We start from the raw sequence: 24,087 nt of genomic DNA on the forward strand, positions 1-24,087 counted from the left end.
ATCGTTTAGGAAGGTCTACTTAGTTGACGATTCCTCTTCTTTTCTTGCATCTTCTAATTTTTGTTTTTCTGTTTTCTCATACGAATCGGGAAAAACAAAAGGCTTATTGCTTTGTATAAGCAGCATAATATTACTAATGATGATGGCTAATACGACTACTATAATAATGATAATCCACGTGGTACTAAGCTGCATATGTGTATCCTGTCATAAATTCATGGCCCTAAATTAAATGTATATTGCTTCACGAGGCGGGGCAACTGCTGCAAAATAAGTTCTTTTCCTAGTATATCAGCCTGCTCAAGCTGTGAATACAGTTCATCAATGACAAAGCCTTCTTGTATGCTTGTCGCTTCGCTTTTGTACGATAAATGCCAAGGCTCCCGAGCAACGCCGCCCACGTAGTTGGCATAGGGCAAATAAAACCCAAATTGTGAAGCGTATTGAATAATCCATTTAGAAAGCTTTTCGCATGGTCCGCCATTTTCGTACTCGCTGGGTATTAAGGCCAACTTATGCTTTTGAGCATGAACCGATGCGCGATCGTATACGTCAAAATCAGTGCCCCAATGATGACGGCTGGCGCCCGGCATTGCGGACCATAGCATGATAGCGTGAATCTTTTCTTGCTCGCTTAACTCACTTGCCAGCAGCTCTGTATTTTGCAAAGTATACAGCGGCAGCTCACCTGAGAATTTGCGATTCCAAATCGATAGTTGTTTATCAAAATTACGAAAGCTGCTGCATATTTGCATATCAATATGCTGTGTGGCCGCAGCGTCCTGCATCTCAATAAAGGGTAGCGCCACGTTCTTATGCAAAAAGTGATTATTGCCTATTGGCACTAAATGAGCTTCACTAAGACCCATTACTTCATTTGCCCTGCTGTTAAATGCGTTCATGTAAGCAAGTTGACCAATACTTGGTAATACACTTTCTCCAGCGTAATAACATTGGCGATATTAACGCACTCGTCTATTTTGTGAATAGTGTTGTTTTCAGGTCCTAGCTCAACTATTTGAGCACCCGTTGGGGCAATAAAGCGACCGTCGGAAGTACCGCCGGCTGTGGATAATTCGGTTTGAATGCCGCATACCTTTTGAATACTCTTAACAACCGCGTTTACCAGCACGCCAGGTTCAGTTAAAAAGGGCAGGCCATTATACGTCCACTGTATGTCGTAATTAACTTTGAGACCTTCGAGTATAAAATAAACGCGCTCTTGGATACATTCGAACGTAAGCTCGGTAGAATAGCGAAAATTGAAAACCATACTCGCGGTGCCCGGCACTACGTTAGTGGCACCTGTACCGCCACTTATATTTGATATTTGCATACTGGTGGGAGGGAAAAAATCATTTCCTTCATCCCACTTAGTATTCACAAGCTCAGCAATAACAGGCCCAAGTGCGTGAATAGGATTGTCGACTAAATGCGGGTAGGCGACATGTCCTTGCATGCCTTTAACGTTTAAGTTTGCGGTTAATGACCCTCTGCGGCCATTTTTAATAACATCCCCAGTTACGTTAGTGCTCGAGGGCTCACCTACAATACAGTAGTCTATTTTTTCATGGCGCGCTTCTAGGGTGTCAATCACCTTGGTTGTCCCATTTATAAAGTGACCTTCTTCGTCGCTAGTAATTAGGTAAGCAATTGAGCCTTTATGATCAGGGTAGTCCTGCACAAATTTTTGTGTTGCCACCAGCATAGCGGCTATTGACGCTTTCATGTCGGCAGTGCCGCGCCCGTATAAAAAACCATTATGTTCGGTAGGTGTAAACGGGTCAAACTGCCATCTTTCGATAGGGCCTGTTGGCACAACATCGGTATGGCCTGCAAAACAAAATACAGGCTGGGCAGCACCGCGCCGCGCCCAAAGGTTTGTGGTGTCGGCAAACACCATGGTTTCATTTACAAAGCCCTGTGCGGCCAATTGTTCTTTCAAATATGTTTGGCAACCTGCATCGTTTGGTGTTACCGAAGCTCGGGCCACTAATAATTTGGTGACGTCTATAACATCAAGCACCATATAAAAACTCCTGATAAGCACTGTCGTTAAAGCCTACTATAATCGCCTGGTCAGTGTCGCTGGATTGCTTGACCAAAAGAGGGCGCTTGATAAGTGAAGAATGCTCGCACAGCAAATCGAGAACAGCGCTGTTATCTTCATTTTGCGCATCCACTATCGACTTTTCTTCATCTGATAGCTTACGGTAGGTGGTACCGCGTTTATTAAGCACTGTGTCGATGCCACTTGCAGCAATGCTTGCCTCAATAATGCCGCGAGGTACGCCGAGCTTTTTATAGTCGTGAAAGGTGTATTTAATATCTGCGGATGCTAGCCACTTTTTGGCCTTTTTAACCGTCTCGCAGTTCGGTATACCGTACATTGTGAGCATATTTTTACTTCTCAGTTTTAAATCAATGTGTTAATTAACATGAAAAAGGTGCGTCAAAAAAGTTTGTGTCATTTATTAGTTAAGTTCCTAAGTAGTTATCCTGTAGTCATCTTGTATCAACGCTTCTTTGGCTGTCTTTAGCTGATTCTCTTTAAGCAATATAATATCAGTGTCAAAGGTAGATACTATAAATACACTCACTTGGGCTTTTGCTAGCACACTGCTAATTTCAGCCATTATTCCCACTAATGAAAGATTAAGTGGCCCAAGGACTTCAAGCGCTCGCCAGTCCAGATCAGACTCTAAGGCGTCAATAGAAAGTGACTGTGGCGCTACAATAGACAGTTCGTCGAGCGTTTTGCCAATAAAAAATAGGGAGCACTGTAGGACCTTTGATGGAATTTCACTGCCAACATCTAGGCTATGAATGGCGAATGTCTCTTTTAGCACTTTTAGTGTTTGCTTAAGCAAATGTCTTTCCTCTTTCTTGCATTATGCTCATGTTTATCCACTAAAGCTGTGGATAAGCTTGTGTGTCACCAGTGCGTTGTCCACTAAGTTAATGAAAAATATAGCAAATATCAAGTGCTTAATATACATTCGATTAACGCTTATTAAGTAGTATTAGGTGTATTTATTTGAATTTCAATGAAATAATTCACATACTGCCAAGACTACACTATTGGAAGAACATTAATATGCAGGCCCTATCTTTTTATGCTGGCAAAACCGCCATGGCCAGAATCCAAGCTGAAGGGTTAACGCCCAGCATGTTTAGCGCGTTTTTAGGCGCAAGCGGCGGCCCTAAATGGTTTGTGCTGGCGGGTTTAGATAAAGTCGTTTTCAATGAATTTATGCATAAATCACCTCAGCATGTGGATATTATTGGAAGTTCAGCAGGAGCCTTTAGGGCAACATGTTTCGCCCAAGACGACCCTTGTGCGGCTATTACTCGCCTAGCCGATTGCTACTCTACCTTGGTGTATTCTGAAGAACCGAGCGTTAAAGAAATTACCCAAAAAGGAATTGAGCTACTCGATTTTATGGTAGGTAAAAACGGCGTGAAAGAAGTACTAGCCTCAAATACTAAATCGCTACATATAGTGGTGGCGAGGTGTCATGGTTTAACCGCGTCTGAAAAAAAGCTTAAGCAGCTCGCTGGGCTTGCGCTTGCGGCAGGACGAAATGCACTATCGCGAAGAAAGCTCGCGAGCAGCTTTACGCGCGTGATATTTTCATCTAATAAGAAAGGCTTTGCCTTCAGTGAAAAAAATCCGATAAAGACTGAACAGGGATTGTTAACGCCAGAAAACTTTTTGGACTGTCTAATGGCTTCAGGCTCAATCCCGGCGGTTATTGAAGGCGTTAAAAATATAGCGGGCGTGCCAAATGGCACATTTAGAGACGGCGGTATTATTGATTACCATTTTGACATGAAAATAGACACGCCCAACTTAGTACTCTATCCACACTTTTATGCGACACCGACACCGGGCTGGTTTGATAAATCCTTAAAGTCTCGCGCATGTCATCCTAAGAGCTATGATAATGTTTTGCTAATAGCCCCAAGCGATGAATTTGTCGCCAAATTACCCTATGCAAAAATACCTGACAGAAAGGATTTCACTGAGATACCTGCGCAAGAACGCATTGCCTATTGGACACGCGTTATAAAGGAGTCAGACAGACTTGCTGAACATTTTTTAAACGTTGTTGAACACAGTGAGCCTGGCCAGTTCATTAAACCTATAAACTTACAACGCTAATGTAAAAAAGCACTTGCCTATCACGGCCTTGGTAGCTATTATACGCGCCGTTGGCTTGGTTCAGTCAGCGAAGGTGTAAAATCCTCTTTTACACCGCATATAAGCATAAATGTGCGCCTATAGCTCAGTTGGTTAGAGCGCTACCTTGACATGGTAGAGGTCCCCAGTTCGAGTCTGGGTAGACGCACCAATATTTATTAGGCTTGTAGAGATATCTTAAAATTGTTAAACACTAAATTTTTTGCTCTGCAAACGGTATGCAAACAATTAATAGCTAATTTGAAGAAAATTTTGTATGTAGCGTGCAGTCAGCATCCCAACATTGTTTGTTGATGTTATGCCTGTTATTAAATAAAGATTGTAAATCTTTCTAACCGTTAACTTCATTTTGCTTAAGGTGTTGTGCTTGCATTCGTCGAACAGCGATCAAATACCGCTGTTATTTGAAAATTCCTTTAGAAAAATGGCCGCTTGGACTTAAGCAAAACACGCTTCCATGACTATCTGCGCACCCAGTGGCTCTTTTTTTCAGATAGCTGCTAACCACGTAAGCCCTTATTACTAAGTATTTTTTACACAGCTACTGCGCTATTCCTACTCATTATGATTACCAAATGCTTAAATGTTCGCTTATTTATCAGTTGTTCTGTTTTACTGCACTTGGCATTTGATCAAGTAAGTCGCGTTACCTGTGCGCCTAGATAAACAAGGCAAAGCGAAGCTTATTTTGGTTCGTTTTTTGCATTAGTGAAGATACTTTATGACACTTGCAAATTATTTGAGCATTCACCTACAAGAGCTGTCTTATGTCAATTAAAATAAAAGATTCAAAGCAGGAGCCTAGCGAAAATGATCTATCGGTCTTAAATCAGGAATTTCACAAGGGATATAAGTTAGCCAAACAAGCGTCGATTCAACGAATAAAAGACGGCAACGTAATGCTTATAGTGAGAATGGACAGCCGCCTGTTTATTATGAATGGCGAAAAAGTGGATGAACACTTAATTAATAAAGAGCGCTATCATTCCTTAAAGGCGGCGGTACACACAACATTAGCTGCCTTTTACAACCTTACTCAAAACAAGCTGTGTGACGCAATCTCTGATATAAAAAAGTGGACTAAAACACTTAGGCAAGAACTAGCTGACGACACATTTGCGTTAATAGCAGATGCAACAGATGAACTAATAGTAGATACACAGCAGCACGGGGCGGTAAGATACCAAGCGCTTGCAATCTATAGCAAGCAGCTGGAGTCGGTGTTCTCTATCATTATGATGAAAGCAGCAGATGACGAAATTGCCAATATTGTTGAAGCGCTAGACGCAGCGTACGAAAAGTATGATAAGTCCAGCGCGGATATTTTCATGGTGGTGTTTGGCGGTCATCAACCAAGGTATAGGGAATTGGCTAAGTTAGTATTTACGAAATGGTTTAATGAGTTAGATGGACATCTCGTGAATGCAGATCACCACGTCAGATATCTTGAAGGCGGTGAAAGTCTTGATAATGCCGTAAATTTGATTACAACAGCAATGACTGACAGTGAGCTAGCGCTTATTTTTATGGGTTCTAGTGAGACACTCAATCAAGATGCGCTTGGTGTAGTGGCGCAAAAGTCATTAGTGCGTTATTGGTCTAATCGAAACGCGTCGCAAGAAACCCAGCGCAAATAAACGCATGACTATAGAATTGCAGGAGCGCATCAAAGTGAATTGGTAATTTTTATCTTACTGTAAGTTCACCATTTGAGGTGGCGCGTTGGAAGTTCAATATCCATCGGTTTATCAAAGACATCCATTAATCCAAGGCATCGTGACCAATCGGTTTGCAATTTGACATATCGGTTCCGCCTGCGCTATCAATATTTTTAGCAAGGTCGCGCAGTGCGCTACGAACGCCTTCTTCAAGCACGGGGTGATAGAATGGCGCGGCTAGCATGTCAGCGACAGTCATTTCTCCCTCAATAGCAAGAGCCAATTGATGCGCTATATGTTCACCGCTTGGAATACACATTTCGGCGGCGACAAGGCGGCCCGTTTTACTGTCGGCGTGAATGCGCAATATACCAGCAGCAGTTTGCGCCATACTTGCCCTAGCTTGCTGAGAAAAATCAGCGCTGCCAGATGAAATAGATGTTTCGTCAAGCTGTGATAATGGCGGCCCAACTAATGCAAGTTGAGGAGAGCAGAATACAATTGATAGGCCGGTGCGTCGGCATAACCCTGAATCTGAGTGATCAGGCGCAGCAATGCGTCCTGCGATAGAACCTTCGTCAGAGGCTTCGTGTAATAGCGGGCGATGGCCGTTTGCATCACCTACTAAAAAAACAGACAGCTGGTCTATACGTAATGTATGCGGGTTAATCTCGGGCATGCCCTTATCGTTAAGTTTCACACCCAAATTTTCTAAACCTAAATTACTTATATTAGGCTGTCGACCAATGGCAACTAAAACGGCATCGGCCTCGAAACTCCCCCCTGCACCAGTTACCCGTATTGCACCATTTGCTTCTTCCAACTCAGCTTTAGCACCAAGGTGCAGTGGCACTTCTTTTTCAATTAAAGGACGAAATTTTGCTAAAACTTGGCTGTCGTCAATGCCTGCTAGACTTTCACCGGAGCCAAAACCCGCCACATCGATACCAAGTCGTGCAAGTGCTTGCATAATCTCGATGCCTACAGCTCCCAGTCCGACGACGGCAATACGCTTTGGTAAGTCGGTTTGCTCAAAGATGGTGTCAGAGGTCAATATGCGATCTTCAAACTTACGCCACTGCTGAGGGATTATGGGGCTGCTACCTGGCGCGAGAATAATTGTGCGAGCTTCAAACTTTTTACCGTTAACTTCTAAATGCTTAGGTCCCAGTAGTTTCGCGCGGCCTGATATTGCGCGCTTACCCATTTTGTAGGGTGTAGCTTCTAGGTCTTCTACAAAATTATCGCGCATTTTCCTGACTCTTGCGAATACGGCAGGGATGTTTGCATAGACCGACTCCGCTCCCTCAATACCAAATTCGTCAAATGTATGTCGAGTGTGGAATGCGTTTGCAGCCTCAATTAAGGCTTTTGAGGGCATACATCCTACAGCAGCACATGTAGTGCCCCAGTGACCATCATTAATGAGTAAAAAGTCTTCGGTATATTGACGAACTTCCCTTAATGCTGAGCGGCCAGCCGTTCCTGCTCCTATAATGATAGTGTCTACTTTCATAAACTTATTTGCCCTATTGTATTTTAAAACAGCTTGTTTCGATATATGTATTGAAGCGCGTGCACAAATCAAACCAATTCTTAAGTTTATGTTTTTATTGCTTAAACTAAATTTTTTAGCTTAAAAATTTATAATAGGGGGTCAGAATTACAGAGCTAGAGTAGTTTTTTCAGGATTATCAAAGAATACTATGAACAATTTATTTAATGAGGCTGAAAATACTGCGCTTTCTTTTCTACATTATTCAAAGTCGACCTCAATCTGGGCATAAACAAGTTCTATAAGTGCTCAATCTTAGTGGTGTGCGTTACTAGTTCCAGCGTTATTTAAAGTAAATTTGAACCAATGTGTAATGCTAAGTATTTATTTAAATCACTCTGGCACTTATTTTGCTCATTCATAAAATGTTGCACTCGCAGTTCGATAAAAATGTTTATCCTTTTACGATTTACGGACAACGCCTGGCACTATGCTCAATATATGATTCTGGCTAGGTTTATTACATAGCGCTACTGCGAGAAACGCTAAACAGCAAAATAATATTGCAGGATAAGAGAGACAGGTAATTAATAGGAGATTAATATGGCTGGTGGTTGGGCGAAAGATGGCGCAGTACAAGATCAGATTGACGCAAGTGTTATCGATGCAGTGGCCTTTGCTAAAAGCAAAATGCCGCGAGGCGAGAGCGCAAAATACTGTGAGGAGTGCGGTAAATCTATTCCTGAGCTAAGGAGAGTCGCGATACCGGGCGTGCAGTTGTGCATCAGCTGTCAGCGGGAAATGGAAAAGAAGCAAGTTAGTCAGTCGGGTATTAATCGCAGGGGCAGTAAAGATAGTCAACTAAGATAAGCATGGGTCTTCTTTGAATTAGCTATGTCATTTGATATGCTTAGTGCTAATTAAACGACTACAAACGATTGGCTGGCGATATTTGAATGAATCAAACTCAGTCTGCTGCTATTGTTTACTGGACGTGTTTTCACAAAAACTATAATGTTTTAGTTTACACACCTTAGTCAACCCTTTAAAAGAAATCTATGAAAAAAACGCTTATCATTACAGGTGCGTCATCTGGCATTGGTTTAGCTATTGCTAAACGCTTTCATTCGGCTAATTATGCTATACATAACTTAGATATTACCTACGGCGACGTTGGGCATTACCACCGGTGCGACGTCACTAAACATGAACAAGTCAGAGCCTGTGTTGAATCTATCGCCGCTGATTATTCAATAGACGTGGCAATATCAAACGCGGGTATGCACTTTTCTGGCAACATAGAAAAGACCTCTGAATCTGACTTTACTAAGGTAATAAACCTCAATGTAAAGGGCGCATATTTGCTGACACAAGCGGTTTTACCGCATATGAAACAGCGGCAAAATGGTGTAATTTTATATATTGGGTCAGACCAATCGACGATTGGCAAGTCTAATTCTTTTATTTACAATCTTAGCAAGCATGCTTTGGCGTCTATGGCGAAAACCACCGCGTTAGACTATGCATCTTACAATATTAGGGCTAATACCCTGTGCCCGGGCACAATAGAAACGCCGCTTTACCACAATGCCATTGCAGCGTACTGCAAAAAGTCGGGTGCTGACTTAGCCGCGGTTCACGCTCAAGAAGCCGCATTGCAGCCCTTAGGTAGAATAGGGCAGCCAGAAGATGTTGCGGCAATGGCGCTATTTTTAGCATCGGATGACGCCGCGTTTATCACCGGTAGTTTGCAGGCGATAGACGGCGGCTACACTACAGGCTAATTTAACGCACAACTATAGGCTTATGCCATGCACAAAATAATTGATCCACACGTTCATTTTTTTGATTTAGCACAAGGTGAATATGCTTGGCTTTTGCCGCAAAACCAGCCGCATTGGCCTGACAAAGCACTCATTAACAAAAATACAATGCCAGACAGCTTGCAGGTATCAGATCATTGTTTGCTTTTGGGCGCCGTTCATGTTGAAGCGGGTTTTGACAACCTAAATCCAAAAAATGAGCTTGACTGGTTAGAGTCGCAGGTTTATCCACAAGCGCCTCTAACGCAGTTCAGTACGATTGGGTTTATCGATATATGCGCTGATTCAAACATTTTTCAACTGCAGCTTGACGGCATGAAAAGCTATCCAACGCTTTGTGGCTTTCGATATATATTCGATGCCCACACTCCCATGTTTGAACAAAAAGCGCAAATCATGCAAAACTTGTCTCTTATTAGCCAAGCAGGCTTGTTACTCGAGTTTCAGGCAGACTTTACCAACACCGCTCTTATACGAGCAGTAATCAGTCTTTTATATTCACTGCCTGAGCTGAAAATAGTGATTAATCATGCGGGATTACCCCCACAAAATGATTCTGGCAGTTTTGGGTTATGGAAAGAAAATATGCGTTTGTTTGCACATTTGCCTAAATGCTACGTGAAATGCTCAGGCTTTGAAATGACGAGCAGGCAGTATACGGTAGAACATGTTTGTAGTGTGCTAAGTGCAACTGTGGATTTGTTTGGAGAAGATCGAATGATGATAGCCAGTAACTTTCCGCTGACCTCATTAACAATGAGTTACTTTGCCTACTGGGAGCTTATGATTGCGTGCGCACAGCAGATTGGCTTGGAGCTTGATAAGGTCTTAAACACAAATGCAAAAGACCTATATGGGTTTGCCTAAGAAAGACGTCACTTTACCCTTTATCTTATCGAGTAAAGTGAAACGTAAAAAGTTATCTGACCGTGACCATAGGCGAACGTTTCACTATTTTATCATTTAATTCAATACCAATACCGGGCAAATCAGGTACCTTGAACTTCCCGTTTACAGGTTGATAGTCCTGTAAACACAGCTCGCGGTTCCAATGTTTTATGGCGTAGGTATGGTGTTCATGTATAAGGAAGTTAGGAATAGCGGCTTCTAACTGTAGAGCTGCCGCAGTGGCGACAGGACCACCGCACACATGGGCTTGAATGCGAATGTCGTATACGTCGGCGTAGTCACACACTTTCTTTGATTCGGTAAAACCACCGCACAGGCCCACATCGGGCTGGAGTACGTCAATTGACTGGTCTTCAAAATAAGGGCGCACATCCCAGCGGTGATATAAACGTTCACCGCCCGCGATTGGCACCTTAACATTCTCGGCTACTTTTTTATGCACCGCTGAATTTAGGTAACTTACGGGTTCTTCAAACATCATGCAGCCGACTTCTTCTACTATTTTTCCCATTTGAATGGCCGATGCACAGCCCATTAAGGAGTGCGCCTCAAAAATAATATCTACGTTGTCGCCTACCTCTTCTCGGATAGCGCGTAGTCTGTCGCCAAATAGTTTCATTTGCGCGGGGGTAAATAAATTAGTCCTATTGAAGCTTGAGTCGCCGTTTGCGTCATACACAATAGGGTCGACTTTTACCGCGTCGTAACCTTCAGCCATTGCCTTAGCGGCAGCTCTTTTATAGTCATCAGGTGTGAGCATTTTTATACAGTCTTGGCTCCAGTCAAATTGCAACTGGCTGGCATAGGTGCGCAGGTTATCGTTTGTTTTGCCGCCTAGCAGTTGGTATACAGGCACATTTAGGGCTTTGCCTTTTATGTCCCAAAGCGCGATGTCTATTGCGCTCATGGCGGAATATAAAACAGGTCCGCCGCCTAAACCCCAAAAGCTCTCGCGTAACATGCGTGACCATAATAGTTCGGTTTTGAAAGGGTCAAACCCTATTAACACCGCTTCTGCAATTTCTTTAATCATCGCGGCTGCGGCGCTGTGTCCCCAATCATATGCCAAACCAGCCTCACCTACGCCGTGAATGCCTTCGTCGGTAAATATTCGCACAAATATTGGATTCCATGGCGGACGTTCAGGACAGTGAATATCGAAGATTTCTACATGGGTTATTTTCATAAATGCTTCTTATCGTAAAGGGTTAAGCTGAATCGCTGTATTTGTTTGTTGCTATATGAGGTGCCTACTTGTCAAAGTCGGGGTAGGCCCGTTTCACGCGGCGCATCATAGCGGGCCATGCTTTTTGGCCGCCAGTTAGGCCCGTGTGAACAATATTAGCTTGGGCTTTTATGCCTTGAATAACCTTATGGTTTACATTTATAACATCGCCAGCACCATGCTGTAATTTAACTTGAATTTCGCACGCACGCAGTAAATCGTACATGTGCATAAAGGCGTCACCGATGGTTTTCCCCATTGTTAAGGCCCCATGATTTCTGAGTAGCATAAAGTTTGCGCTACCTAAATCTTGCTGCAGACTTATTATTTCGTTGTGATCAACGGCTAAACCTTCGTAGTGATGATAGCTCATGCTAGCTAGCGCAAATGCGGCGTATTGGCTATATGGCAATAAACCTTCTTTTGAGCTGGCCACAGCAGTCGCGTCGCTATGATGCAGGTGCAAAGCGCATTGATCCTCTGGGCGGGCATGGTGAACGGCGCTGTGAATGGTGAAGCCTGCTGGGTTTATTTCAAACGGTGAATCAGGGTCGATTATATTGCCGTCTATGTCAATTTTAACGAGGTTTGAGGCCGTTACCTCTTCAAAACTTAAACCAAATGCGTTTATGAGTAGATCTTCAGTTCCAGGAATACGCGCCGATACGTGGGTGTAAATTAAATCGTCCCAGCCATGCATGACTAATAGTCGATAGCAGGCAGCTAGCTCAACTCTGGTCTGCCATTCAACCTTGGATACTTTTGTGCTTAGGTCTACGTGGGGTATGTCGTACATCATTAGATCATTTATCCTTGTTTGCATCAAAAGCATACCATGCAAGACTAGCTTTGGGCACCAGGCAAAGGCAGCATTTTCCACCAGTTAATCAACTATATTATAGATAATTGGCTTATTGACTGCCTTTTAAGTCACAAACTTGCCTCGAACGCAGCAATATTGTCACAGCGTTCAAATATTTGCTGCCATATTTGAATATGAGACTGCATTGCTTCGGTGTATGCCTCAAAATTTAATGTATTGTGCAACAGCAAGTATTCATTAAATGCGGTCGGCATCTGTGGTGCTTGTGCAAGTTGCTCCACCAAAGGAGACAGCTGGTAATAATAATTGTTTAGCTGCCCCGCAACAGTTTGAATACGCTCTGCAAAGAATATTCTAAAGATATTTCGCATTACCTCAATGCTCTCCTCTTCTTTGCGTGTACTGCAGGTGTTGTTGATTAAATAAGTATTCAGCAGTCGAGAAATGTTATTTAACTCCTGTGCAAGCAACAGCTGTGTGCGCCACTTTTTTGCCATTAATGGCGTGTTATTTAGCTGTTGTAAATGAAGCTCTAAAGCAGATGCATTAACGGGATGTTCGTTTTGACTTTTCAGCAAAAAGTTTAATGCCAGTTTGGTGGCTTGAAAATTATCGTTGCTGGTACCGCTTATATAACCTGTACCCCCAGTGAAATGAGTATCGGTTTCAATAGACTGAGTAATCAAATTCGCCCATACCTGAGGGAGTTGCTGCTGCTTTAATGCAGACCAGTCGGCCAATTTAGCGACAAGTTCAGTCTTACCTTCATTCTCTTGTAAGCTGCGCTGACAGGCTGCAAGTTCATGTACAAGCTCGCTTTCATAGGCATATCGGCTTGAGGGAAGCTGCATCTTACCCAAGGCGGTATTTCGCTGCGCTACAAGCTGATTCAAAGAACAGTCGTTAAAGGCAAAAAGTTCGCGTAAATTGATGCTCGTTCGCTCAATGTCAATTTTTAGGGCTTGCTTGTTGGGCGCATAAAGATTATTTACTTCAGGCAGGGATTCAATCGCTATGCCGGTGTAGCTTTGAAGTCTTTCGCTGTAATCTTCTAAATCGACTGCGATTTTTTTAGTATCGCTGCAGCCGCTTATTATCAGTAGTGCAACTAAGGTCATTGCGGGGTAAGTAAAGTGCTTGGTGACCATGTTTGTAGTCTCGTTATAAACAAAATTTATGTGTAATGTTACCTGTTTAGCCTATGGTTTGGGTCACTATTATGCGCATATTTGTATTAAATAAGCGTAATGTACGTAAATATGCAATAAAGCCCTTAATTTGTAGGTTTGCGTAATTGCATGTTGTGGGTGCATGTCGGTATAATCTGCCTAGTTGTTAAGTATCGTAAACCCCTAGGAATTTGTTTGTCGGTTGTTAACTGACTTGATTGAAATACGAATCGTTCAATTAAACATGTCCTCATCATACAAAATGCAAGTGGCGCTTGGTAGGTGTCACCACTGCTAAAGGAATTCTATGCCCGTAATTACACTCCCCGACGCAAGTCAACGTTCATTTGAAAATGCTGTTTCTGTGTTAGACGTCGCTAACGACATAGGGCCAGGCCTAGCAAAAGCTACTATAGCGGGGCGTGTCGACGGCAAGCTGGTTGACGCCACCGACTTAATCAAAAACGATGCTAGATTACAAATAATTACCGCTAGAGACGACGACGGGCTCGAAATCCTCAGGCATTCTTGCGCACATTTACTCGGACACGCTATTAAACAGCTTTACCCCGACGTGAAAATGGCCATAGGGCCCACTATCGATAACGGTTTTTACTATGATGTAGATTTAGAAGAGCCTCTTAACGAGCAGGCGCTTGTGCAGCTTGAAAAACGCATGCTACAGCTGGCTAAAACTAACTACGATGTGGTTAAAGAAGTGGTTTCATGGCAGCACGCTAAAGAAACTTTTGAAGCTAAGGGTGAGTCCTACAAAATTGAAATTCTGGATAATAATATTGCGCAAACTGATACGCCTGCGCTCTATTATCACCAAGAATATGTTGATATGTGCCGTGGTCCTCACGTGCCGAACATGCGCTTTTGCCAGCATTTCAAATTAATGAAGGTAGCGGGTGCGTATTGGCGAGGAAACAGCGACAATAAAATGCTTCAGCGTGTATATGGCACGGCTTGGCCAGACAAAAAGCAGCTAAAAGCGTATTTAAATCGCTTAGAAGAAGCTGAAAAACGCGATCACCGCAAGCTGGGCAAAGCGCTAAACCTATGGCACTGGCAAGAAGAAGCACCCGGCATGGTGTTTTGGCACAACGATGGTTGGACAATATACACCGAAATAGAAGCTTTTATTCGCAAAAAGCTGCGCCAGTATGGCTATGACGAAGTAAAAGCCCCTTTAATGATGGATCGCACCCTGTGGGAAAAGTCAGGTCATTGGGATAAATACGGTGAAAATATGTTTACCACTATATCTGAAAAACGTGAGTACGCTATTAAACCGATGAACTGTCCAGGGCATGTGCAAATATTCAATCAAGGCTTAAAATCGTATCGTGATTTACCCTTAAAAATGGCTGAGTTTGGCTGCTGCCATCGAAACGAACCCTCTGGCGCACTGCATGGTTTAATGAGAGTACGCGGCTTTACACAAGACGATGCACACATTTTTTGTACCGAAGAACAGGTGCTTGATGAAGTTACGCAGTGCATCAAAATGGTCTACGACACCTATGCCACTTTCGGTTTTGAAAAAATAGTGGTTAAATTATCCACTCGACCTGAAAAGCGCGTGGGTAGCGATGAAGCCTGGGATAAATCTGAAATAGCCTTGGCGGATGCGCTATCTAGAAACGACATTGAGTTTGACTACCTGCCCGGTGAAGGCGCTTTTTATGGGCCCAAAATTGAATTTACACTATATGATTGTTTAGATAGAGCATGGCAGTGCGGTACTATACAGCTAGACTTTTCAATGCCAGGGCGCCTAGGCTCAACCTATGTAGACGAAGACGGGGAACGTAAAACACCCGTTATGATCCATCGCGCTATATTGGGTTCGCTGGAACGCTTCATTGGTATTTTAACCGAAGAGTACACCGGCGCATTTCCAACTTGGTTAGCGCCAACTCAGGTAGTAGTATCTAACATTACTGATTCCCAGTCAGACTACGTCACGCAGGTAGCAGCGCAATTATTTGAACTTGGCTGTAGAGTAAAAGCCGATGTGAGAAACGAAAAGATTGGTTTTAAAATAAGAGAGCACACAATGAAAAAAGTGCCCTACTTGTTAGTTGCAGGCGACAAAGAAAAAGAGTCGGGTCAAGTGTCCGTTAGAACGCGCAAGGGAATAGATCTTGGCGTAATGTCGGTAGCTGAATTTGCTGCATTGTTATCAGATGACGTGAAAACTAAAAAATTAAATAGCACTACAGCATAGAATAGGTATAATGTTAAGCGCGTATGGTACACGAGGGCTAGATCTGTCGGTACACAAAACTTAAAAACAAGTTTTGCCATACATTCGCTACCTATAAAAATTCTTGGAGGAATAACAAATTAAAGGCGTTAGTAATAAATCTCAGGGTGATAAATCCCGCATTAACGAAGACATAACAGTAAATGAAGTTCGCTTAGTACAAGCAGATGGTGAGCCCGCAGGCGTCGTCACGATTGAAGAGGCCATAGCCCAAGCTGCTGCAGCAAATTTGGATTTAGTAGAAGTTAGCCCTAATGCTGCACCTCCGGTCTGTAAAATTATGGACTACGGCAAGTTCTTGTTTGAAAAGAGTAAAGCCCAAAAAGAGCAAAAAAAGAAGCAAAAGCAAATTCAGGTCAAGGAGATTAAATTTCGCCCTGGCACTGATGAAGGCGATTACCAGGTAAAACTGCGCAACCTGCGTCGCTTTTTAGAAGGTGGAGACAAAGCCAAAGTAACAATACGTTTTCGTGGACGTGAAATGGCTCACCAAGAAATTGGCATCGACTTATTGAAACGAGTTAAAGTCGATCTGGAAGATATTGCTATTGTAGAGTCTTTTCCGCATCGGGTAGAAGGTCGTCAAATGATCATGGTACTTGCACCAATCAAGAAGTAGTATAGGTTTACAAGTTTTTTAGTCTGCACAACTAACGACACCTTGCTGCAAATATTAACAGCTCATGTTTAAGGCATCACGTTAACGTATTAACATTGCCGGTGAGTACAACAATGCGGAGTTTTAGCAATGCCTAAAATGAAATCAAACAGCGGTGCTGCAAAACGTTTTAAGAAAACGGGTTCAGGTCGCTTTAAAAGCAAGCAGTCTCATTTACGTCACATTCTGACCAAGAAGAGTACTAAGCGTAAACGTCATCTACGTAGCAAGAAACTCGTTCATAAGAGTGACCACGCTCTTATTCAACGTATGTTACCGTACGTATAAACTTAGCACTTCAGGAGACTTAAAAAATGGCTAGAGTAAAACGCGGCGTAGTAGCTCGCGCACGTCACAAGAAAGTATTAAAACAAGCTAAAGGTTATTACGGTGCACGTTCACGTGTATATCGCGTAGCGTACCAAGCAGTAACTAAAGCTGGGCAGTATGCATACCGCGACCGTCGTAACAAAAAACGTCAATTCCGTCAGCTTTGGATTGCGCGTATAAATGCAGCATCACGTCAAAATGGTCTTTCTTATTCTCGTTTCATCAACGGTTTGAAAAAAGCGTCTGTTGAAATAGATCGTAAGATACTTGCAGACATCGCAGTACACGACAAGTCAGCATTTACTGCTCTTGTTGATGCAGCAAAAGGCGCATTAGCGTAATCTATTAAACCAAGCTATTAAATTAGTAGTTTAAGTTCTTTTTTAAAAAAGCGAGCAGGAAGCTCGCTTTTTTAATTTTCAACCATTCAAAACTTCCCCTGTGCGCTTCTTCTTTCGATAACATCAGCCACAAAATTTTGCGTTAAATCTATTAATTACCTGTTTTAATAACATTTTATGAATAAATGCGATCAAACTTGTGTAAAATACACTACTGAACAATATAATAATCAGCGCTTATATTACAAGCGTAGATAATGCTCGATAAAGAGGTCGTAATGGAGCTAGAAGTAATCATCGAAGAAGCACGCCAGGCCGTTGAAGGGGCAAATACGCCGCCTGAACTTGATGCAGTGCGCGTTGCCTTTATGGGTAAAAAGGGCAAAGTAACCGACTTAATGAAAGGTCTTGGCGCGCTAAGCGCAGAGCAAAGGCCAGTCGCTGGACAAAGGATAAACCTAGCAAAACAAGAAGTTCAAGGCTTAATTAACGCTAAAGTACAAGGCTTAAAAGAAGCTGAATTAAATGCTAAATTAGCTGCTGAGTCTATAGACGTTAGTTTACCGGGCAGAAGTATACGAATGGGTAACTTACACCCGGTGAGTCGCACCATCGCCAGAATCGAACACTTTTTTGGCGAACTAGGCTTTGTGGTAAAAGAAGGCCCTGAAGTTGAAGATGGTTTTCACAATTTTGATGCGCTTAATATTCCCAAAAATCATCCTGCGCGGGCCGATCACGATACGTTCTATTTCAATCCCGACTTAATGCTGCGTACGCAAACCTCAGGCGTGCAAATTCGCACCATGGAGCATGAAAAACCACCGCTTAGAATTATTTCCCCTGGGCGCGTTTACCGTAACGACTACGATCAAACCCACACGCCTATGTTTCATCAGGTGGAAGGTCTAATGGTCGATAAAAACGTCAGCTTTGCTGAGCTTAAAGGGATTATTCATGACTTTCTGCATCACTTTTTTGAAGAAGATTTACAAATTCGCTTTCGTCCGTCGTATTTTCCTTTCACTGAACCATCAGCTGAGGTTGATGTAATGGGAAAAGACGGCAAATGGCTAGAAGTATTAGGCTGCGGCATGGTGCACCCAAACGTATTAAAAGCGGTAAATATTGATCCTCAAGAGTATACCGGTTTTGCATTTGGTATGGGCGTTGAACGCCTCACCATGCTGCGCTACGGCGTAACCGATTTACGTTCATTTTTTGAAAATGACGTACGTTTCTTGAAACAGTTTGCATAGTAAGAGTATTACATGAAATTCAGTGAATCTTGGTTAAGAGAGTGGGTAAATCCCAAAATAGACACCGCAGCACTATGCGAACAACTTAGTATGGCTGGCCTTGAAGTAGATGGTATTGCGCCTGTAGCCGGTGAGTTTACCGGCGTGCTTGTAGGTGAAGTAGTGCAATGCGCCAGACATCCGGATGCCGATAAGCTGCAGGTAACAAAGGTAGATGTAGGTAGCGGTGATCTGCTTGACATCGTGTGCGGAGCACCAAACTGCAGAGCAGGTATAAAAGTAGCCGTTGCGATTGTAGGCGCGGTTTTACCGGGTCCGTTTAAAATTAAAAAGACAAAATTACGGGGTGAACCGTCACACGGTATGTTGTGCAGTTTTTCTGAGTTAGGCATGGGCGATGATCATTCAGGCATAGCCGAGCTGCCCCACGATGCCACTATTGGCCAAGATTTTCGCGAGTACTTAGACTTAAACGACAATATTATTGAAATTGATTTAACGCCTAATAGAGCCGACTGTTTAGGCCTTAAAGGCATTGCTCGAGAAGTAGGCGTTCTCAATCAGCTGGACGTCAAAAATTTAGCTATAAGCCCCAGTGAAATAAGCACACATGTTGTACGCGGCATTAAACTGGCGAGTCCCCAAGAGTGTCCACGTTATTTGGGCCGTATAATTGAAAATGTTGATTTAACGGTAGACTCTCCACTTTGGCTAAAAGAAAAACTGAGACGCAGCGGCGTGCGTTCTATTGACCCTGTTGTAGACGTTACAAACTATATATTGCTAGAGTTAGGTCATCCAATGCATGCTTTTGATAATGCAAAGTTAAGCGGCGATATAATTATTCGTCACGCGGTAAAAGATGAGAAGCTGACATTGCTTGATGGCAACGAAATAACCTTGCTTGAAAATACCCTCGTCATTGCCGATGAACAAAAAGCGTTAGCTATGGCCGGCATATTCGGTGGGGCAGATTCAGGTGTGCAAACGCACACCAAAGATATTTTCTTAGAGTCAGCTTTTTTTAGTCCTGACGCCATACTTGGCAAGGGCAGACAATATGGTTTACATACTGACGCATCGCATCGCTATGAGCGCGGGGTAGATCCACAACTACAAACAGATGCTATGGAAAGAGCCACACAGCTTTTACTTGAGATAGTAGGCGGCAAAGCGGGCCCCATCACAGTAGCGCAGAGTGAGTCGTATTTGCCTGTACGTAATCAAGTAGTGCTAAGAAAAGCGCGTCTAGCACATGTGTTAGGTGCAAATATTGAAAATGACAGAGTAAGCGACATCTTAAATAGGTTGGGTATGAAGGTGGTATTCAACAGTGGCCATTGGGAAGTGCAAGCGCCATCATACCGCTTTGATATTGCCATTGAAGAGGACTTAATAGAAGAAGTTGCTCGTGTTTATGGGTATAACAATATTGCAAACACAGCGCCTTTAGCCCGCTTAAATATGTCGTATCAGCAAGAAAAAGTCATTAATCTTAATAGCTTTAAGCAAATGCTATGTGCCAAAGGCTGCCAAGAAGCGATTACGTATTCCTTTGTTGACCCGAAAAAACAAAGCTTGCTGTTTCCCGAGGCGAAAACGCTTAGTTTGGAACATCCTATTAGTGCCGACATGTCGGTGATGAGAGTGAGTTTACTGCCAGGCTTATTGCAGGCGCTGTCTTATAATCAAAAGCGTCAGCAGCAAAATTTGGCTCTGTTTGAATCGGGCCTTGTCTTTAGCGCTGATGAAAACGCGGAGAACGGCGTATATCAGTGTGTTAAGCTGACAGCGGTTTTATCTGGCAATACTGCGGGAGAACACTGGTCGATCGCGAACAAAGCACGCGACTTTTATGATGCTAAAGCCTTAGTGGAAGAAATATTAAGTATGTCAGCAGGGCACATTGAGGCAGAGTTTGTGCCCAGTCAGCATACTATTTTTCACCCAGGCCAGTGCGCTTCGATTGTGGTAAATAAAAAAGTAATTGGCCTTATTGGCGCAATACACCCGCAGTTTGAGAAGCCATTAGGCTTAAATGGACGCACCTTTGCGTTTGAATTAAATGTGGCTGATATTGAACAAAGAAACCTGCCGTCAGCTCAAGCTATTTCTAAGTTTCCGGCTATTCGACGAGACCTGGCAATTACTGTTTTGGAAAATGTAGACACGGGTAAATTACTAAAAAGTATCGAAAAAATTGGAATATCTGGACTGCTTGGCATAAACTTGTTTGATATGTATACTGGTGAAAGTATAAACAAAGGTGAAAAAAGTCTCGCCTTATCAATATGGTTTCAAAGCGTTGATAAAACATTAGAAGATCAAGAAATTCAAGACACTGTCGATAAAGTAGTTAGACACTTGCGAGACAATTTTAGTGCAGCATTAAGAGATTAATATTTATGGCATTAACCAAAGCAGACATGGCCGAACATTTGTTCGAAAAGCTAGATTTAAACAAGAAAGATGCAAAAGATCTTGTTGAGTTATTCTTTGAAGAAATCAAAAAGTGTTTAGAATCTGGAGAGCAAGTAAAGTTGTCTGGCTTTGGTAACTTTGATTTGCGGACTAAAAATGAGCGGCCGGGTCGAAACCCTAAAACCGGTGAAGATATTCCGATTAAGGCTCGCCGGGTGGTAACATTTAGGCCTGGTCAAAAATTAAAAAGTAGGGTAGAGAATATTCCGCTTAAGTAACAGGGTAAAAATGGGTAAAGGTAACTTCTTTTTTAAGCGCATAGTAGTTGTGTGTGCTTTTTTGATGTCTGGCTGTACAGAAAATAGTGATCCTGATGACCCTAGGACCAGTGAAGAACAAGTAAGCGTATATAACGAGCAGCTTGTTTCACCTCCTGAAACCTCAAACACGCCTTTATTGACCTTAGAAGAGATGCTTGGCGCAATAGACGTGCAGCAAGCCCTTGCTCAAGCAGCAGCAGACGATGACGCTGAGGCTTTAGCACTTTGGCAAGAAGCTTTATTAAGCGCCGCAGACCAAGTTAATTTAGCCCCAAATGAACGTTCCCTAATTACCGGAAGACAAGGTCTAAAGTATTTAGAGTTTCAAGGCATGAAGACTAACTATCAAGCCGCATTTGAACGCGTTTTCTTAGAGTTTGAAGACGTAAGTAAAGTCTATGAAAATTATCCTGCCTTTAAAAATTTGCACGAACGCTCAATGGCATTAGTAAAGCAGCGCGATGAACTGGTAGCCAAAGTAGCTTCCCAACTCAAAGAAGACGGCTATGATGGAGATGAAGTGGCGGAAGCTAGACGACAGTGGCAAAACTTCTTTTTGAGCGAATCATCTACAAACTAACGCCAGACGAAAGCCAAGACAATAGTGTGGGTTGGCACATAACTGCAGGGTTTCGCAATAGCCTTATTTGCCGGCATTATAGTAGGTACGTTTTCATCTATATGTATTGCCGCGACATTGCCTGAGCTAATAGGCTTGAATGCTAAAAATTACGAAGTGACAGTAGATGAAGAAACTCAGGCCTTAATGGATAGGCCATAAGCATAGATTGTGAGGCGTTTGTTTTTCCTAACAACACCTCACTTAATGACATCTTTGAGCTTATCGCGACGGTGTAAAGTTGATTTCATGCTGTATCTTTTGGGGTAAAAGTGGTGTATTTCCTTGCGCAGCATATTCGTTGAATCCTGTTTTGTAATACGGCGACATAAAATGGCCAGACTGACCACCGGGCACGGTTAGTATGGCTTTATCTTCATTTCCTGGGCGTACGATAAGGCGCTGTGACGCCCCAAAAGAACCTGATTGCACCGCGGGTAGAAAACTATCACCATAGCCTGCTACTTCAGGCATATCTACCAGCGTACTTAAAGGCCCTAATGTAGAAGAAAACGGATGTTTCACCTCAAGTGCGTTTACATTGCCCCAGTTCAACTGGCTTAAATCATCGCTTTTTGCGTCATGCTGCTCAATAAGACGCGTTTTTGTATCATCATAAACGCTGAGCATGAGTGCAGGAAAATCATCGCTGTTCTGGGGTAACCAATCTTTCGCGTCTTGTTCTATTATGGCCCATATTGCAGGCTCTATGCTGCGTAAAAGATAAGACGTGGATAAGTCATGTTCTTTTAATATTTCATTTATGGGCACTAAAAGCTGATTAATAACACCACTGCGAAACATACGTACCAAGGTATAGCCCACAGAGTCTGCACACGCACATGCACCCCAATTATTCAGGGCATCAATATCATGTGAATACTGCTGTGGTTTGCGGTTTAGAGTGTTCAGCAGAAGCTCATGCCAAGGTTTTAGGAATAGAGCGTCGTTGTTTAATTGAATATCGTAAAAATCTTGTTCATTAAAACGTGCTTGCTGCATCAATAAATCTTTAATTTGCTGCTGGCGTGCTCCTAGTGCATAGCCACCGTCGCCAAACTGCGCTAAATCTTTTACGCCAATAACTCTGGCGTTGGCGGTCCATAATCTGCCATTTTCCGGGTTAATGTTGTTAGCTGGCATTAATTGCGGTTCATCCCATAGTGGGCTGTACTGTGCTTCGGCAATGGCATAACGAGGGAGTGGCTTTCGCATCGTCATAGCGCCCGTTAATTGCCACGCTATACTGCCCGCGCTGTCGGCAATTAGCATGTTTTGCGCAGGGATGCGTACTTCTTTAGCCAGTTTGAGCCCGCTTTCAATATTGATCACTTTTGCCATATCGGCAATGCGAATGTTTACCGCGTAGTCTTGATGTGCTATCCATTTTAGGGCGTATCTCTGGTCTTTGAATTTACGCACCGGCCCGTATTTGCTCATTTCAAACTCAAGTGTTTCACTGCCGCTTTGCGTTAATATGGTTTCGGTTATTGTTTGGGTAGATGTGGCGTCATCCAATTTTATCCAGTCAACGTTATCAATATTTGAATTGGTAAATCCCCATGCAATATGACCGTTTGAGCCAACTATAATTGCGGGTGTACCTGGCAAAGATACCCCAGTAACGCTTACATTTTGCTCTCCGCTTTTGTAGTTAAGCTGTGCTCTGTACCATATAGCGGGCACGCGTAATCCTAAATGCATGTCGTTACTAAGCATCGCGCTTTGGCTATGGCTCAACTCACCAATAACGGCCCAACTATTGCTGCCGTAGTCGGGTTGCTCTTGCACCGAATCATAGTAATTAAAAGCCACAGGAGGCTTGTCTTTAGTTTGCTTCATTTTTGAGAGTTGTGGCGCTGGCGGCACCTCAACAGGCGGTATATCGATAATACTGAAGTCGATAGCAGCTTGATAATTGCTTGGTAATGTGAAAAAACGATACATCGAGTCGCCAAACAGGTCTTTTATGACGTTAAGCCGAAAGTCTCTTTCGGTTTGCGCTAGCTGTAAGTCAATATACATACTGTAGCTGGCTAGCAAACTGTCAACAGGCACCCAAGGGGCAAATTTGCTGCCGGTTAATAAATACTCAAATGGCTTCATTGAAAGGGATTGTGCGGCTTCGTTTACCCCATTGGTATAGGCCGATAGAATTTGTTGTTCTTGGCTTGAAAGGCCGTCAAAAGCTATTTGTGCACGTTGACGAAATTGATGAACACGATGTTTTTTATCAACGCTTAGCGCTCGTTGCCCTACAATTTCAGTAAGCTCGCCAGCCGCTTGTCTGCGTAGCAAGTCCATTTGAAATAAGCGGTCTTGCGCGTGTGCGTAACCTAGAGCATAGGCAGCGTCGCTTTGCGATTGTGCGCTAATGACCGCGGTGCCAATGCTGTCTCGGCGTAAACTAGCAGGTTCAGCAATAGTAGATGTTGTTATGTTGCCATCTAAACTTGGCAGGCTGGCGGTTAAGCCTATATAAGCAATGAGAATGAGCATTACAGCAGCAGCGCCAAGACCTAAAAAGCCCCATTTAATCGCCTTCATATATGCGTACC

At 43.1% G+C, this 24,087-nt stretch carries 23 protein-coding genes, 1 tRNA gene and 1 pseudogene; 15 read left to right on the forward strand and 10 right to left on the reverse strand.

Features of this window, described 5'->3' with window-relative positions; translation table 11 throughout:
* Positions 1 to 15 precede the first annotated feature (15 nt).
* The 5 genes from GPUN_RS03400 to GPUN_RS03420 form a co-directional block, all read right to left on the reverse strand.
* Positions 16 to 195 carry a DUF2897 family protein gene (locus GPUN_RS03400; protein ID WP_006003411.1) on the reverse strand — a complete coding sequence of 60 codons (180 nt, stop codon included), beginning with the start codon at positions 193 to 195 and terminating at the stop codon, positions 16 to 18.
* A gap of 20 nt (positions 196 to 215) precedes the next feature.
* Positions 216 to 902, reverse strand: coding sequence for a M15 family metallopeptidase (locus tag GPUN_RS03405; RefSeq protein WP_006003412.1), 687 nt, complete (start codon positions 900 to 902; stop codon positions 216 to 218).
* Positions 899 to 2,029, reverse strand: a complete 1,131-nt coding sequence (gene dapE, locus GPUN_RS03410) for a succinyl-diaminopimelate desuccinylase (protein ID WP_006003414.1) — start codon at positions 2,027 to 2,029, stop codon at positions 899 to 901. The genes GPUN_RS03405 and dapE overlap by 4 nt, the downstream gene beginning before the upstream one ends.
* Positions 2,019 to 2,399 carry a Spx/MgsR family RNA polymerase-binding regulatory protein gene (locus GPUN_RS03415; protein ID WP_006003416.1) on the reverse strand — a complete coding sequence of 127 codons (381 nt, stop codon included), beginning with the start codon at positions 2,397 to 2,399 and terminating at the stop codon, positions 2,019 to 2,021. Before GPUN_RS03415 ends, dapE begins: the two co-directional genes overlap by 11 nt.
* Positions 2,400 to 2,486: 87 nt before the next feature.
* The gene (locus GPUN_RS03420) at positions 2,487 to 2,870 is read right to left on the reverse strand and encodes an ACT domain-containing protein (RefSeq protein WP_006003418.1); all 384 of its coding nucleotides are present in this window, start codon (positions 2,868 to 2,870) and stop codon (positions 2,487 to 2,489) included.
* Positions 2,871 to 3,097: 227 nt separating this feature from the next.
* On the opposite strand from GPUN_RS03420, the gene GPUN_RS03425 reads away from it, so the two are divergent.
* The 3 genes from GPUN_RS03425 to GPUN_RS03435 all read left to right on the forward strand — a co-directional run bounded on the left by GPUN_RS03425 (position 3,098) and on the right by GPUN_RS03435 (position 5,841).
* On the forward strand, positions 3,098 to 4,165 hold the full coding sequence (locus GPUN_RS03425; protein WP_006003419.1) for a patatin-like phospholipase domain-containing protein: 1,068 nt from the start codon (positions 3,098 to 3,100) through the stop codon (positions 4,163 to 4,165).
* Positions 4,166 to 4,278: 113 nt separating this feature from the next.
* Positions 4,279 to 4,355: transfer RNA gene (locus tag GPUN_RS03430), tRNA-Val, on the forward strand.
* A gap of 616 nt (positions 4,356 to 4,971) precedes the next feature.
* The gene (locus tag GPUN_RS03435) at positions 4,972 to 5,841 is read left to right on the forward strand and encodes a hypothetical protein (protein WP_006003420.1); all 870 of its coding nucleotides are present in this window, start codon (positions 4,972 to 4,974) and stop codon (positions 5,839 to 5,841) included.
* A gap of 124 nt (positions 5,842 to 5,965) precedes the next feature.
* Here GPUN_RS03435 and GPUN_RS03440 read toward each other — a convergent pair whose 3' ends face one another.
* Positions 5,966 to 7,378, reverse strand: a complete 1,413-nt coding sequence (locus GPUN_RS03440) for a dihydrolipoyl dehydrogenase (protein WP_006003421.1) — start codon at positions 7,376 to 7,378, stop codon at positions 5,966 to 5,968.
* 582 nt (positions 7,379 to 7,960) lie between these two features.
* Between GPUN_RS03440 and GPUN_RS03445 the strand changes: the two genes are divergently transcribed.
* The 3 genes from GPUN_RS03445 to GPUN_RS03455 all read left to right on the forward strand — a co-directional run bounded on the left by GPUN_RS03445 (position 7,961) and on the right by GPUN_RS03455 (position 10,047).
* Entirely contained in the window at positions 7,961 to 8,227 is a 267-nt protein-coding gene (locus tag GPUN_RS03445; RefSeq protein WP_006003423.1) for a DksA/TraR family C4-type zinc finger protein, read from the forward strand.
* 188 nt (positions 8,228 to 8,415) lie between these two features.
* Complete coding sequence (locus GPUN_RS03450) at positions 8,416 to 9,141, forward strand: SDR family NAD(P)-dependent oxidoreductase (RefSeq protein ID WP_006003425.1); 726 nt, start codon at positions 8,416 to 8,418, stop codon at positions 9,139 to 9,141.
* A 27-nt stretch (positions 9,142 to 9,168) separates the two neighbouring features.
* The gene (locus GPUN_RS03455) at positions 9,169 to 10,047 is read left to right on the forward strand and encodes an amidohydrolase family protein (protein WP_006003427.1); all 879 of its coding nucleotides are present in this window, start codon (positions 9,169 to 9,171) and stop codon (positions 10,045 to 10,047) included.
* Positions 10,048 to 10,099: 52 nt separating this feature from the next.
* On the opposite strand, the gene GPUN_RS03460 is transcribed toward GPUN_RS03455, so the two are convergent.
* The 3 genes from GPUN_RS03460 to GPUN_RS03470 form a co-directional block, all read right to left on the reverse strand.
* Entirely contained in the window at positions 10,100 to 11,275 is a 1,176-nt protein-coding gene (locus GPUN_RS03460; protein ID WP_006003429.1) for a mandelate racemase/muconate lactonizing enzyme family protein, read from the reverse strand.
* A gap of 64 nt (positions 11,276 to 11,339) precedes the next feature.
* Positions 11,340 to 12,110 (reverse strand): class II aldolase/adducin family protein, encoded by a 771-nt coding sequence (locus GPUN_RS03465; protein WP_040520229.1) that lies wholly within the window; start codon positions 12,108 to 12,110, stop codon positions 11,340 to 11,342.
* A 134-nt stretch (positions 12,111 to 12,244) separates the two neighbouring features.
* Positions 12,245 to 13,285, reverse strand: coding sequence for a DUF3080 family protein (locus GPUN_RS03470; RefSeq protein ID WP_006003431.1), 1,041 nt, complete (start codon positions 13,283 to 13,285; stop codon positions 12,245 to 12,247).
* 328 nt (positions 13,286 to 13,613) lie between these two features.
* Between GPUN_RS03470 and thrS the strand changes: the two genes are divergently transcribed.
* The 9 genes and pseudogenes from thrS to GPUN_RS14580 form a co-directional block, all read left to right on the forward strand.
* Positions 13,614 to 15,542, forward strand: a complete 1,929-nt coding sequence (thrS, locus tag GPUN_RS03475; RefSeq protein WP_006003432.1) for a threonine--tRNA ligase — start codon at positions 13,614 to 13,616, stop codon at positions 15,540 to 15,542.
* Between the two features lie 118 nt (positions 15,543 to 15,660).
* Entirely contained in the window at positions 15,661 to 16,200 is a 540-nt protein-coding gene (infC, locus tag GPUN_RS03480; protein WP_081483887.1) for a translation initiation factor IF-3, read from the forward strand.
* A 129-nt stretch (positions 16,201 to 16,329) separates the two neighbouring features.
* Entirely contained in the window at positions 16,330 to 16,527 is a 198-nt protein-coding gene (gene rpmI / locus GPUN_RS13845; RefSeq protein ID WP_081483888.1) for a 50S ribosomal protein L35, read from the forward strand.
* Positions 16,528 to 16,553: 26 nt separating this feature from the next.
* The gene (rplT, locus tag GPUN_RS03485; protein ID WP_006003434.1) at positions 16,554 to 16,910 is read left to right on the forward strand and encodes a 50S ribosomal protein L20; all 357 of its coding nucleotides are present in this window, start codon (positions 16,554 to 16,556) and stop codon (positions 16,908 to 16,910) included.
* Between the two features lie 278 nt (positions 16,911 to 17,188).
* Positions 17,189 to 18,169 carry a phenylalanine--tRNA ligase subunit alpha gene (pheS, locus tag GPUN_RS03490; RefSeq protein WP_006003435.1) on the forward strand — a complete coding sequence of 327 codons (981 nt, stop codon included), beginning with the start codon at positions 17,189 to 17,191 and terminating at the stop codon, positions 18,167 to 18,169.
* Between the two features lie 12 nt (positions 18,170 to 18,181).
* A complete protein-coding gene (gene pheT, locus GPUN_RS03495; RefSeq protein ID WP_006003436.1) occupies positions 18,182 to 20,569 on the forward strand; it encodes a phenylalanine--tRNA ligase subunit beta in 2,388 nt (795 codons plus the stop codon).
* A gap of 5 nt (positions 20,570 to 20,574) precedes the next feature.
* A complete protein-coding gene (locus tag GPUN_RS03500; protein ID WP_006003437.1) occupies positions 20,575 to 20,868 on the forward strand; it encodes an integration host factor subunit alpha in 294 nt (97 codons plus the stop codon).
* Between the two features lie 10 nt (positions 20,869 to 20,878).
* Positions 20,879 to 21,490, forward strand: a complete 612-nt coding sequence (locus GPUN_RS03505; RefSeq protein WP_006003438.1) for a hypothetical protein — start codon at positions 20,879 to 20,881, stop codon at positions 21,488 to 21,490.
* 42 nt (positions 21,491 to 21,532) lie between these two features.
* Positions 21,533 to 21,691, forward strand: a pseudogene (locus GPUN_RS14580) (protein translocase subunit SecF); the annotation flags it as partial.
* A gap of 60 nt (positions 21,692 to 21,751) precedes the next feature.
* Here GPUN_RS14580 and GPUN_RS03510 read toward each other — a convergent pair.
* The gene (locus GPUN_RS03510) at positions 21,752 to 24,076 is read right to left on the reverse strand and encodes a penicillin acylase family protein (RefSeq protein ID WP_006003439.1); all 2,325 of its coding nucleotides are present in this window, start codon (positions 24,074 to 24,076) and stop codon (positions 21,752 to 21,754) included.
* Between the last annotated feature and the right edge of the window lie 11 nt (positions 24,077 to 24,087).

The sequence above is a fragment of the Glaciecola punicea ACAM 611 genome, from assembly GCF_000252165.1.
GTDB lineage: Bacteria > Pseudomonadota > Gammaproteobacteria > Enterobacterales > Alteromonadaceae > Glaciecola > Glaciecola punicea.

Coding starts and splice junctions, on each gene's coding strand:
- GPUN_RS03440 (WP_006003421.1), bottom strand. CDS start 7,378: ATGAAAGTAGACACTATCATTATAGGAGCAGGAACGGCTGGCCGCTCA.
- rpmI (WP_081483888.1), top strand. CDS start 16,330: ATGCCTAAAATGAAATCAAACAGCGGTGCTGCAAAACGTTTTAAGAAA.
- GPUN_RS03500 (WP_006003437.1), top strand. CDS start 20,575: ATGGCATTAACCAAAGCAGACATGGCCGAACATTTGTTCGAAAAGCTA.
- GPUN_RS03505 (WP_006003438.1), top strand. CDS start 20,879: ATGGGTAAAGGTAACTTCTTTTTTAAGCGCATAGTAGTTGTGTGTGCT.
- GPUN_RS03435 (WP_006003420.1), top strand. CDS start 4,972: ATGTCAATTAAAATAAAAGATTCAAAGCAGGAGCCTAGCGAAAATGAT.
- pheS (WP_006003435.1), top strand. CDS start 17,189: ATGGAGCTAGAAGTAATCATCGAAGAAGCACGCCAGGCCGTTGAAGGG.
- GPUN_RS03415 (WP_006003416.1), bottom strand. CDS start 2,399: ATGCTCACAATGTACGGTATACCGAACTGCGAGACGGTTAAAAAGGCC.
- GPUN_RS03445 (WP_006003423.1), top strand. CDS start 7,961: ATGGCTGGTGGTTGGGCGAAAGATGGCGCAGTACAAGATCAGATTGAC.
- rplT (WP_006003434.1), top strand. CDS start 16,554: ATGGCTAGAGTAAAACGCGGCGTAGTAGCTCGCGCACGTCACAAGAAA.
- dapE (WP_006003414.1), bottom strand. CDS start 2,029: ATGGTGCTTGATGTTATAGACGTCACCAAATTATTAGTGGCCCGAGCT.
- GPUN_RS03510 (WP_006003439.1), bottom strand. CDS start 24,076: ATGAAGGCGATTAAATGGGGCTTTTTAGGTCTTGGCGCTGCTGCTGTA.
- GPUN_RS03465 (WP_040520229.1), bottom strand. CDS start 12,110: ATGTACGACATACCCCACGTAGACCTAAGCACAAAAGTATCCAAGGTT.
- GPUN_RS03450 (WP_006003425.1), top strand. CDS start 8,416: ATGAAAAAAACGCTTATCATTACAGGTGCGTCATCTGGCATTGGTTTA.
- GPUN_RS03455 (WP_006003427.1), top strand. CDS start 9,169: ATGCACAAAATAATTGATCCACACGTTCATTTTTTTGATTTAGCACAA.
- GPUN_RS03405 (WP_006003412.1), bottom strand. CDS start 902: ATGAACGCATTTAACAGCAGGGCAAATGAAGTAATGGGTCTTAGTGAA.
- GPUN_RS03400 (WP_006003411.1), bottom strand. CDS start 195: ATGCAGCTTAGTACCACGTGGATTATCATTATTATAGTAGTCGTATTA.
- pheT (WP_006003436.1), top strand. CDS start 18,182: ATGAAATTCAGTGAATCTTGGTTAAGAGAGTGGGTAAATCCCAAAATA.
- GPUN_RS03460 (WP_006003429.1), bottom strand. CDS start 11,275: ATGAAAATAACCCATGTAGAAATCTTCGATATTCACTGTCCTGAACGT.
- GPUN_RS03470 (WP_006003431.1), bottom strand. CDS start 13,285: ATGGTCACCAAGCACTTTACTTACCCCGCAATGACCTTAGTTGCACTA.
- GPUN_RS03425 (WP_006003419.1), top strand. CDS start 3,098: ATGCAGGCCCTATCTTTTTATGCTGGCAAAACCGCCATGGCCAGAATC.
- thrS (WP_006003432.1), top strand. CDS start 13,614: ATGCCCGTAATTACACTCCCCGACGCAAGTCAACGTTCATTTGAAAAT.